Origin of the sequence: Chryseobacterium mulctrae (assembly GCF_006175945.1) — a bacterium.
Classification (GTDB): domain Bacteria; phylum Bacteroidota; class Bacteroidia; order Flavobacteriales; family Weeksellaceae; genus Chryseobacterium; species Chryseobacterium mulctrae.
In genome coordinates, this window is the sequence record NZ_VAJL01000001.1 from 2323955 (window position 1) to 2335469 (window position 11515).

Genomic DNA, 11515 nt, shown 5'->3' on the forward strand with positions numbered 1-11515 from the left:
TTATTAAATATTTACTTACATAATATAAATTAAGATATTTTTAATCTATGACCTTAATCACATTTTAATTGAGTCGAAATTAGATTTGTTTTTACTTTAAATTGGACTTAAAAAGGGAATCTTTATTTTTTTAATTCACCACATTTTAACAGTTGTTCACTTACGTGTGATTGCTTTTGTAGCTTTTATTGTTTTAACAAGTTCATAAAGTTAAAGTTTTATAAATTATAAACAGAGTCGAATTATTATTTAAAATTATAACTATGTTTGTAGTTATAAAATTCTTATTTAACTATCGGCTAAAATTTATATCTCTATGAAAGTGTAACAAAAAACAGTAAGAACTAACTAATTACTCAAATAATAAATTATGAAATCGCTGTGATTGATAAAATAATCATCATGAATCTAGGTTTTGCGATTCTATATAAAAGTTAAAAAATAAATTAATACATATGAAAAGAAAAATTTACCTTTTCCTGATGGTGTTTTTCTCCGTGATTACGTTCGCCCAAAAAACAGTTTCCGGAAAAATTACTGACGAAGATGGTGTTGCGATTCCAAGCGCAAGTGTAACGATTGAAGAACCTGGAAAAGACGCAATTCTTGCCTATGGAATTACCAATTCTAAAGGAGAATACAAAGTTTCTTTTACCTCTTCAGAATCAAATGTAGATTTAAAAGTAAAAGCTTTTAACCAAAAACCGATTACAAAACAAATCAGCAACAGTGATCAGACACTTACCTTCAAATTACAGTCTGAAGCTACAGAGATCAAAGAAGTACAGCTTAAAACAAAAATGATTACTGCAAGAGGTGATACCATTGCCTATGATTTGAAAGCTTTCGACAACAAAAGCGACCGTACCTTGGCAGATATTATGAAAAAAATTCCTGGTATTGAAGTGAAAACTGACGGTACAATTCTTTATCAAGGGAATGCGATCAATAAATTTTATGTTGAAGGTAAAGATTTAATGGAAGGAGGCTATGGAACAATTACCAACTCATTACCAAAAGATGCAGTCGCAAAGCTTGAAGTTTTAGAAAATCACCAGCCTGTAAAAATGTTACAGGGAAAAATTCCTTCTGATGCTGCGGCAATTAATATTAAACTGAAGAAATCAGTTACAATGACGGGTAGAGGAGAAGTAGGTTCTGGTTTTGGAGACCCATGGCTTTGGAATGTAAAATTAACACCAATGTTTTTCAGTAAAAAGCAGCAATGGGTGATGAATTACAAGACCAATAATATGGGAGAGCAGGTGGAAAATGAAGGAAATATTTTAGCTTTTGGAAGTTCTTGGGAAGGAAGAAGAGGAAATGCTTCACAAAATACGTGGCTGAATGTAGAAACGGCAAATACACCTAATCTTCCTGTTAAAAGATATTTATTTAATAATGTACATTATCTTTCTGCAAATTATTTGACAAATATTGACAGCAAAAAGGAATGGGAATTTAAAGCAAACGCAAACTATACAAATAATACTGTAGAAAGAGAAGATAATGTAGAAACTATTTATTCAAATGGTTTAAATATAGTTACAACTTCTACCAGAAATAATTTTTATACAGATAAGTTGAAAGGAGAATTGATTTTCACTAAAAATGCAAAGAAAGGTTTTTTTAAAAATACAACAACTTTCTCTCAATTTTGGAATGCCGACAGAGCATTGGCGTATAGAAACAATGGAGTAGGAAATCAATCTACAGAGTCTCCGACATCATCATTTCAAAATTCATTAAGTACCATTATTCCTTGGAAAGAAAAGATGGTAAACCTTAAGTCTTATATCAATTATCAAGATGACAGACAAACATTAGAAGTTTCTCCTGCAAGTTATATGCAGTTTCCTTATCTACAGCCAAAAGCAAAACCAGAAGATCCAGATGTATACGGAATTATAAATTTTGTACCTGGAACAAATGCTATTCAAAATTTTAGACTAAAAACTTTGGATACGTCACATTCTGCGAATATAAGCTTTACAACGAAAGGATGGACTTTTACACCGCAAATTGGGATCGACTTTTCAACGGACAAATTAAATACAAACTTTGACGGATTGACTATACCTACAGGTTCCGGTAATGTTCAGCCTGATTTTTCAAGTTCAATTTATGAAAATAATTTAACTTTCACAGAAACAGTTCCTTCTGCATCTGTCGGAATAAATTATAAATCAGATGCATGGAGTATATTTGCAAATGTTCCTGTCAATTTAAACAATATCAATGCTAAAGATGATCTGAGAGGAGTTTCAAAGTCATTAAACAAAACAACTTTTACTCCTAGTGCATTTATACAATATTCATTTGCTTCATTCTTTAAAGCAAGTGTAAGTGGAAATATCAGTAATAATTTCGGAGATATTCAAACTGCTTATGCAGGATATATGTTGTTGAGTCCTTCTGGTTTCAATGTGATGGATCCTAATAATCCTATACCGGAAATTGATACAAAATCTGTAGGTTCAAGATTAGAATATAGAAATCCATTAAATAATTTGTTTTTTAATGTAAATTATAGAATTAGCGATACAAAGCGAAACTTGCTTTCATCACCTATCTTAGACCCAAACACGGGGTTTACATTGATACAGTATAGAAATCAAGACAACACTTCAACCAGTAATAGTATTAGTGGAGAAATCGGAAAATACTTTCCGAACTTTAAATCCAATTTATCATTAAACTATAGAAATTCGAGAACTGTTTCTGATGCTTTTTTTAACAACACTCAGTATGAGGGCTTAAACAATACACAGTCTTATGGTCTTAAATTTAACAATACTTACTTTAGTTGGATGAGCATAGATTATAACGTGAGTATTTCGAGAAGTACACAAGAGAACAGAGGACTTCCTCAAGGAGGAAAACTTGCTCCGAATAAAGGATTCAATCATAATCTTGCAGCCTTTATTTATCCTTTGGAAAATCATAGTTTAGGTTTCAATTGGGATCAAGTAAACTCAACTGATGGAACAAGAAAGTTTGACAATGCATTTTTTGACCTTTCTTACCAGTTTGCATGGTCTGCTAAGAAAATTGATTTTGAGCTAAAATGGATGAACATTGCTAACCGAAAAGTGTTTGAAACTTACGATATTTTAGCATCACAAAATGCAGTGAGATATACAAGGATTCAACTTCGACCAAGTCAGGTAATGTTTACAGTAAAATTCAACTTTAAATAAAAACAAAAAACCAATCTCACCGAGATTGGTTTTTTGTTTTAAAATCCTTCGAAGATTTACTTTAAAAATTAGGGTTATCTGCAGTCGGACCATAACTGCCGGGTAGTTCAATATCATTCAATCTGTAATAGACTCCCAATTGCGCTCTATGATGCGAAATTTGGTTTAAACTGTGACGAATCGCTTCATATTTTGTCCAAGAAGACAATTCTTGGCCATCGTTTTTCAAAGCCCATCTTGGTTCTAGATCATCTTCAGAAGCCTTATCCAGAGCTTGCATACTTGCTTTATGGTTTTCTTCTAAAATTTTTAAAAGCTCATCTTTTGTGGTAAGAAGTTTCGGTTCCATTCCGCTTTTGGCAAAATCAAGTTCTGAGGAATTTAGCATAAATCCTGGCCAACCAAAAACCTCCGTAATATGGGTGGCAAGGTGCATCATCTTCATACTTTTTGGATGTGGCTTGTAATCATTTTTATCATCAGGAAAGATTTCTAAAAATCGTTTTGTAGTTTGATATTCGGTATCAAGCTCGGTTTCTAATTGTTTCAAAGTATCCATATTTATTTTTGTTTAGGTAAGCTTAAATTTAAAACTTTTAAAAGAACCAAAATTTATTTTTTAAATAAAAGATTAAAAAAATCTGTAACAAAAAACAACTAATGCAAACTAATTGAGTAAACCTTTTATATAATGAAAAATATATTTTCAATACTATTTGTTGCTGTTTTTGCTTTTGCAAACGCACAAGAATCAAAAGAAAGCTCAAACCGCTTTTTTTACGAACTTACCTTTAAGCCAAAACAAGATTCTGCTAAGGTTGATAAAGTAATTACAGTACTTGATATTACAGATAAAAACAGATCTGTTTATCAGGATTACACTGTGATCTCTCAAGATTCTATTACAAAAGTAGAAATGGAAGCAATGCAAAAAGCAGGAGTTTATAAGGATCTTTCAAAATCACTTAAAACACCAAAATTTTCTGCAAGAATCCACAAATTTTATCCAAGTATGAAAATTGAGTATGTCGATAAAGTGGCGAATGGAATTACTCCGGTAAATATTGCTTATACAGAAGATTTGAAACTTAATTGGAAAATCTCAAACGAAAAGCAAAAAATTGGTGAATACAACACGCAAAAAGCAACTGCCCAATATGGAGGAAGAACTTGGACGGCTTGGTTTTCTTCAGACATTCCTTTTCAGGACGGCCCATATAAATTCAATGGACTTCCTGGTTTAATTGTAAAAATTGAAGATGCCGACAAAAATTATTCTTGGGTATTACAAGGAAATAAAAAAATAAAAGAATATAACGAGTTTTCTTATATCGAAAGCCTAATGCAAGCAACGGGTGGTAAACCAAAAGAATTGACGAGAGAAAAATTTGATAAGACTTTTAATGACTTCAAAAAAGATCCTTTTGCTTCTGTAAGACCGATGATGACCCAGGAAATAATGTCTAGACCAATGCCGGGAACTGATGGTACAATAGGAGATATGATGAAAAAGCAGGAGAAAATGTATAAAGATTTTTATAATGCAAATGATAACCCTATAGAAAAACCAAATTCTGTAAGTGTTGGAAATCTTGAAAAAGTAGGTAAAGAAAAAGACAAAAAATAAGATCCTTATCAACTAAATTATATTTAAAATAAACCCAGATGCAGTGATGTGTTTGGGTTTTTTGTATCATATGATTGAAAATAATTTAAATCTAACTGCCTTTAAATATGAAAACTAACGTTATTTAGATTAAATTTAAATAACTATATTTGCAGTCACAAAAAATTAGGGTCTTGAAGGATATTCAATTACATACATTAAGCAGCTTTCCAAAAAATAAAATTGGGAAAATAGTAGACTATGATAATGATAACCTAAAAATGCCGACCAAAATTATAGAAATGGGGCTTCTTCCCGAGACTCTGTTTAAAATTCTTTATCAGGCACCGTTTAACGGCCCCCTTTACATTGAATTTGGCGATGAAAAAAGCCGTATTGCTTTGCGTAAAGAAGAAGGAGATTTCATCATTGTAGAAGAATTGATTAATGCAGGAAAATAATAAAAAACAGATACTCTTAGTAGGAAACCCGAATGTAGGAAAATCAACCGTTTTTAACGCTTTATCAAACAAAAAGCAGAAAACGGGAAACTATGCAGGTGTTACAGTATCAAGTCATTCAGGGAATTATTCTTATAAAAACGAAGGAGTTGAAATTGTAGATCTTCCCGGATCTTACAGTATTTATCCGAGTTCTGAGGATGAGGCAATTTTTTCTAAATTTCTTATTGACGGACAAAAAAACTATTCCGGAGTCGTTTATATTTTGGAAGCATTAAGCATTAAAAGAGGTCTTTTGTTATTTCAGCAGATTCAGGATCTGGGAATTCCGATGATTTTGGTTTTAAATCAAATTGATCAGGCGGAAAGAAGAGGAATTCACATTGATGTTGAAAAACTGTCTCAGGCATTGAATATTAAAGTTATTCAGACCAATGCAAAAGAACAGATAGGAATAGAAGCAATTAAAGAAGCTGTTTTCACTAATGATTTTGTGACTTCTGAAAAGCCGAGTTTTGAAATTCCTGCCGAGCATAAAAATCTTCTTGATAAAAACTCAGAGAATGAGTATCAATCTTGGATTAATTTTACGCTTGGAAAAAACTCAGATTCAGAATCAAAAAATATAATTCCGAAAAGATTACAGGTTCAGGAAACGGTAAGACGTTATCAGAATGTTGACAAGATTTTAGCGGATGTTATTACTAAAAAAGCTCAGTTTAAAGAACTTTTAACCGAGAAATTAGACAAAGTTCTTGTTCATAAATTCTGGGGATATGTAGTTTTCTTGTTTATTCTTTTAATTATTTTCCAGTGTGTTTACTTTTTGGCAGAATATCCGATGAACTGGATCGACGAAGCTTTTGCTTGGCTTTCTAGTTTTGCAGGAGAACATCTTCCGGAAGGACCAATTAATTCTTTGGTTTCACAAGGAATTGTTCCTGGTTTAGGAGGAATTATCATCTTTGCACCACAAATCGGAATTCTTCTGTATTTTCTTTATTTACTTGAAGATTCAGGTTATATGGCAAGAGTTGTTTTCCTGATGGACAGAATTTTAAGACCATTTGGATTAAACGGAAAAAGTATTGTTCCATTGGTTTCAGGTACAGCTTGTGCAATTCCTGCGGTAATTTCAACCAGAAATATTGAAAATTTAAAGGAAAGATTACTCACGATTTTGGTAACACCGTTTATGACTTGTTCTGCAAGACTTCCGGTTTACAGTATTATTATTGGCTTAATTATTTCTGATGCCACAATTTTTGGAATTCAATACAAAGCTTTGGTACTTTTAGGAATGTATCTTTTAGGCTTTTTTGTAGCTCTATTATCGGCTGCAATTCTTAAAAACTTCATTAAAGAAGATGGTAAAACTTATCTTGTGATGGACTTACCGACGTATAAAAAACCTCTTTTCGGATACGATTTTAAACTGGTTTTAGGAAAAGTTTGGGATTTCATTACCGGAGCCGGAAAGATTATCTTTATTGTAAGTATTATTATTTGGGTATTAAGTTATTTCGGTCCGAAACAAAATCCAAGTGAAATAGTTGCAAGCGATGTTCATCTAGATCATTCTTATCTGGCTAAAATGGGTAAAGCTATTGAACCTGCAATTGCGCCGCTTGGTTATGATTGGAAAATGGGAGTGGGAATTCTTACGAGTTTCGTAGCCAGAGAAGTTTTTGTAGGAACAATGTCTACTTTATACAGTTTGGATGACGATGCTCCGGAAGGAAAAGTAATCGATAAAATGAGACACGATATCAAACCGAATGGCGAAAAAGTCTTCAATTTTGCTACAGGGGTTTCGGTGTTGTTGTTTTACGCATTTGCAATGCAGTGTGTTTCTACACTTGCAGTAGTCTACAGAGAAACCAAAAGCTGGAAATGGACTGGCTTTCAGGTGGCAATGATGACCGGTTTGGCATATTTTGTGTCGTTGATAGCTTATCAAATTTTAAAGTAAAATGGATTCTTCATTAATTTTTCAATATATCATTATTGCGCTTTTGGTGCTTTTTGCTTGTTATTCTTTGTATAGATTTATCAGGAAAAATTTTTCGCCAAAGAAATTCAGTTCCAAAAGATCTGGGTGCGATAAAGATTGCGGATGTTCTTAGAAATGTAAATTATTTGTAGTAATTTCATTTCTTAAAACTAAATCTCAATTTGAATTCAAAAGCAGTCTCTGTTTTTTTTCTTTGTCTGTCTGGTTTTTATTCAAAAGCACAAACAGATAGCACAAAAATAAAGTCTTACGCAGATCAGGTAATGATTCGTGTAAACTTTGATACGAATATAGAAAACTATACTTTTTCTGAAGGTGGCGAAGAAAATTTAAATCAAACCATACTTTCTATCAATAACAAGACAAAAGCTTCCTTGTCTATTGATTACAGGATTATAAGTGCTACTTTGTCTTTTGCACCTCGATTTTTCCCCGGAAATAATGACAACGAAAGAAAAGGAAACAGTTCTTATACCGATTTCAGTTTTAGATTTTTTCCAAATAGGTTTATACAGGCTGCGTATTATAAAAATGTAGAAGGGTTTTATATCGAAAATATGCAGGATCTTATTCCGGGTTGGCAAAAAGACAGAGATCCTTACATTAAATTTCCTGATTTAAGAGTTCAGACTTTTGGTGGGTCTACAGCGTATATTTTAAAGAAAGATTTTTCATTAAAAAGCCTTTATACACAAGGTGAATGGCAAAAAAACAGCAAAGGAAGCTGGGTTCCGTTTTTAGATTATGACTTTACAGTTTTCAGAAATACTATTAATGGTTTGAAAAGTAAAGAATATCAGTATAATTTCGGGGCAAACATCGGATATTTTTACAACTGGGTGATTGCCGAAAAAGTGAATATTGCTCCGTTTTTAACTGTAGGTTTTGGTGGAAAATTTACAAGCTTTAAAGATACTTTAGATAATGGAACAAGAGGACCCAAACAAAATGAGCAATATGTAACAGTAAAAAGTTCAGGAGGTTTGCATATAGGATACAATTCTGACCGTTTCCTTTTTGGCGGGAAAATTAATTTTAATGCAACAGCTTATGACGAAAAAGAAAATTCTACGGTAGAAAATAATAATACTTATGGGCTTCTGTACATCGGTTATCGCTTTCCACCTCCAAAAGTGGTAGAAAGAAATTATAATAAAATTCAGAAAAAAATTCCGCTACTCTGAGTTAACTGTCTTTTCAGTATCTTTGCAAACGGAAAATTTAAACTAAAAATAATCTATACTTTTTGAATTATTAGAATTAAAGATGCACTTTGCATCGTGTTAATAATCAGAAAATTAAAAATATAAAAGATGTCATTAATAAAAAGTATTTCGGGAATTCGCGGAACGATTGGTGGAAAAGTTGGTGATAATTTAACACCGCTTGATGTTGTAAAATTTGCTTCTGCTTTCGGAACCTGGCTTCAGAACAATAAAAATAAAAAAGACTTAACCCTGATTATTGGTCGTGATGCGAGAATTTCCGGCTCGATGGTCAATTCTTTAGTAACAGCAACGTTACAGGGATTGGGAATTAATGTGGTTGATTTAGGACTTTCTACAACTCCTACTGTTGAGGTAATGGTTCCTGAATTAAACGCAGATGGTGGAATTATCTTAACGGCTTCTCACAATCCCAAACAATGGAATGCATTGAAGTTATTAAATGAAAAAGGAGAATTCATCAACGGAGAAAACGGTGCTGAAGTTTTAGCTTTGGCTGAAAGCGAAGATTTCAACTATGCTGAAGTTGATGATTTAGGTCAGTATGAAACCAGAGAAGATGCTTTTGATATTCACATTCAGAAGATTCTTGATTTGCCGATGATTGATGTAAAAGCAATTAAAGCTAAAAAATATAAAATCGTCTTAGATGCTGTAAATTCTACAGGCGGAATTGCAATTCCTATGCTTTTGGATCAATTAGGTTGCGAAACAATTAAATTATACTGCGAACCAAACGGACAGTTTCCTCACAATCCTGAACCGTTGAAAGAGCATTTAGGAGATATTTGTGAACTGGTAAAGAAAGAAAATGCAGATTTTGGCGTTGTTGTAGACCCGGATGTAGACAGATTGGCTTTGGTTGATGAAACTGGAGAAATGTTTGGTGAAGAATATACTTTGGTTGCCGTTGCAGATTATTTATTGAAAAATAAAAATGGTGTGGCGATTTCAAACCTTTCTTCAAGCCGTGCTTTAAGAGATGTTGCGCAGACTCACAATTCAGAATACTTTGCAAGTGCAGTAGGAGAGGTGAATGTGGTGAATTTAATGAAAGAAAAAAATGCTGTAATTGGAGGTGAAGGAAACGGTGGAATTATCTATCCTGATCTTCATTACGGAAGAGATTCTTTGGTAGGAGTTGCTTTGTTTTTAACGCATTTGGCAAAAGAAAACAAAACGGTTTCCGAACTGAGAGCTGGCTATCCAAGCTATTTTATGGGTAAAAAGAAAATTGAGCTGACTCCGGAAATTAATGTGGATGATCTTTTAACTAAAATGGAAAAAGAATATCAAAATGAAGAGGTTTCTACAGTTGACGGCGTAAAAATAGATTTTGAAAACAATTGGGTTCACCTTCGTAAATCGAATACAGAACCGATTATCAGAATTTATACAGAGGCTAAATCTCAGGAAGAAGCCGATAAATTGGGTGATGATATGATCGCAAAGATCAAAAGTTTGATTTAATATTCAAACTAAATTCATCATTTTAAAAAAATTATTTATTAACTTTATAGTAATAAGATTTTCAGAAGCGAGTATTTGTACATCTCATATCTCTGGTCTTAAATCTTAAACTCGTTTATATTGGAAGAATATTTTGGAAATGAACTGGTAAAAAAGTTCGAAGAAATGATGGAAAATAATGATGAATTCTACTTCGATACAGAAGAGTTAGAAGACATTATTGTTTATTATTTGGAGCTTGGAGACTTTAATTATGCCGATATGGCGGTTAATTTTGGTCTGAAACTCCATCCCAATTCTTTAGAAATCAAGATTAAAAAGCTGGAGGTTCTTTTAGAATGGGAAGATTATAATATGGCAAAAGAATTAATCAACGAGTTAAAAGGTTCTTCTATGGAGAATACAGACTTTTTGGTTTGCTATGCCAAATATTATTCGAATTTAGGAAATCCTAAAAGATCCATCGAAATCTGCAAAAAAGCCCTAGAACTGAAGGAAGAAGAAAACTTCCTCAATAACTTTATTGCAGACGAATATGTGAATCTTGGAGATCCTTTTAACGCTCTTAAACATTATCAGCAAGCACTCAAAGAAGATCCGATGGATGAATATTCTTTGGAAAACGCTATGGTGTGCTTTAATGATTTGAATAAGAGTGAGGAAGCGATAGCTTTTCTGAACGGTTATCTTGATGATTTCCCGTATTCAGAAATTGCATGGAGCGAGTATGGGCAATATTATTTCAATAGAAAAAATTACGAAGAAGCCATCAAAGGTTTCGATTATATGTTGGCAATCAATTCCAGCGCAGTTGGAGTTTATGCGAGCAAAGCAGCTTGTTATGAAGCTTTAAATCAGTATAATAAAGCGATTGAAGTATACGAAGAAATGTTGGAGTTGGAATATACAAAAGCATTTACTTTTTATAAAATCGGATTGTGTCACAAAGCTTTAAAACAGCCGATCATTGCTTTAAATGCTTTTCAGAAATCATTAAGAGAAGATCCTCAGTTTTATCTTGCGATGATGGAGCAGTCTTATCTTTATGAAGAAATGGGCGGAATGCCTGAAGCTTTACATTTTGCAAGAGAAGCGACATTGTTAAATGACAGCAACCTGGATTATCAGAAAAGACTGGCGTTTTTGTTCATCGATTCCGGTAAATTTGAAGAAAGCCTTTCTTGTTTGAAAAAACTGGTAGATGCTGAACCTTCAAGGTTTTACAATTGGTATGCCTATTCTGAAGTTTTGATGTTGGTGGGTGAATATGAAGAAGCTGTTACAGTTTTAAATTTGGCCTTGAAGCATCATTACAGAGCAGAGTTGTTTTATCAGTTGAGTAACTGTAATTTTATTCTAAATAATAAAGAAGAAGGTATTGAATCTTTGGAAAAGGCTTTGGAGCTAGATCCTTCATTGATTACAGATATGCAGAAAAAATATCCGTATATCAAAGACGAGGTGAAGAAAGCTAAAGCAAAGGTTAAAAAGAAGAATTTATAAGCTTGATGTTGGGCGATGGAAGTTAGAAGTTTTCA

Annotated in this window: 8 protein-coding genes; 7 read left to right on the plus strand and 1 reads right to left on the minus strand. The window is 32.8% G+C overall.

Annotated elements, in window-relative coordinates:
* Positions 1-455: 455 nt before the first annotated feature.
* On the plus strand, positions 456-3200 hold the full coding sequence (locus FDY99_RS10595) for a TonB-dependent receptor (protein ID WP_139421347.1): 2745 nt from the start codon (positions 456-458) through the stop codon (positions 3198-3200).
* A gap of 61 nt (positions 3201-3261) precedes the next feature.
* On the opposite strand, the gene FDY99_RS10600 is transcribed toward FDY99_RS10595, so the two are convergent.
* Positions 3262-3759 (minus strand): DinB family protein, encoded by a 498-nt coding sequence (locus FDY99_RS10600; protein ID WP_139421349.1) that lies wholly within the window; start codon positions 3757-3759, stop codon positions 3262-3264.
* 132 nt (positions 3760-3891) lie between these two features.
* Here FDY99_RS10600 and FDY99_RS10605 point away from each other — a divergent pair, with 132 nt between their 5' ends.
* The 6 genes from FDY99_RS10605 to FDY99_RS10630 all read left to right on the plus strand — a co-directional run bounded on the left by FDY99_RS10605 (position 3892) and on the right by FDY99_RS10630 (position 11480).
* Positions 3892-4827: a GLPGLI family protein gene (locus tag FDY99_RS10605; RefSeq protein WP_139421350.1), complete on the plus strand. Its 936-nt coding sequence runs from the start codon at positions 3892-3894 to the stop codon at positions 4825-4827.
* A 173-nt stretch (positions 4828-5000) separates the two neighbouring features.
* Positions 5001-5267 (plus strand): FeoA family protein, encoded by a 267-nt coding sequence (locus tag FDY99_RS10610; protein ID WP_139421352.1) that lies wholly within the window; start codon positions 5001-5003, stop codon positions 5265-5267.
* Positions 5254-7239 (plus strand): ferrous iron transport protein B, encoded by a 1986-nt coding sequence (feoB, locus tag FDY99_RS10615; protein ID WP_139421354.1) that lies wholly within the window; start codon positions 5254-5256, stop codon positions 7237-7239. The genes FDY99_RS10610 and feoB overlap by 14 nt, the downstream gene beginning before the upstream one ends.
* 203 nt (positions 7240-7442) lie before the next feature.
* Positions 7443-8465: a DUF4421 family protein gene (locus FDY99_RS10620; protein WP_139421356.1), complete on the plus strand. Its 1023-nt coding sequence runs from the start codon at positions 7443-7445 to the stop codon at positions 8463-8465.
* 129 nt (positions 8466-8594) lie between these two features.
* On the plus strand, positions 8595-9977 hold the full coding sequence (gene glmM, locus FDY99_RS10625; protein WP_139421358.1) for a phosphoglucosamine mutase: 1383 nt from the start codon (positions 8595-8597) through the stop codon (positions 9975-9977).
* Positions 9978-10097: 120 nt separating this feature from the next.
* Positions 10098-11480 carry a tetratricopeptide repeat protein gene (locus tag FDY99_RS10630; RefSeq protein WP_139421360.1) on the plus strand — a complete coding sequence of 461 codons (1383 nt, stop codon included), beginning with the start codon at positions 10098-10100 and terminating at the stop codon, positions 11478-11480.
* Positions 11481-11515: the final 35 nt, after the last annotated feature.

What these genes read in the sequence shown, in the direction of transcription:
- FDY99_RS10595 (WP_139421347.1), top strand. Translation starts at nt 456, where the DNA reads ATGAAAAGAAAAATTTACCTTTTCCTGATGGTGTTTTTCTCCGTGATT.
- FDY99_RS10600 (WP_139421349.1), bottom strand. Translation starts at nt 3,759, where the DNA reads ATGGATACTTTGAAACAATTAGAAACCGAGCTTGATACCGAATATCAA.
- FDY99_RS10605 (WP_139421350.1), top strand. Translation starts at nt 3,892, where the DNA reads ATGAAAAATATATTTTCAATACTATTTGTTGCTGTTTTTGCTTTTGCA.
- feoB (WP_139421354.1), top strand. Translation starts at nt 5,254, where the DNA reads ATGCAGGAAAATAATAAAAAACAGATACTCTTAGTAGGAAACCCGAAT.
- glmM (WP_139421358.1), top strand. Translation starts at nt 8,595, where the DNA reads ATGTCATTAATAAAAAGTATTTCGGGAATTCGCGGAACGATTGGTGGA.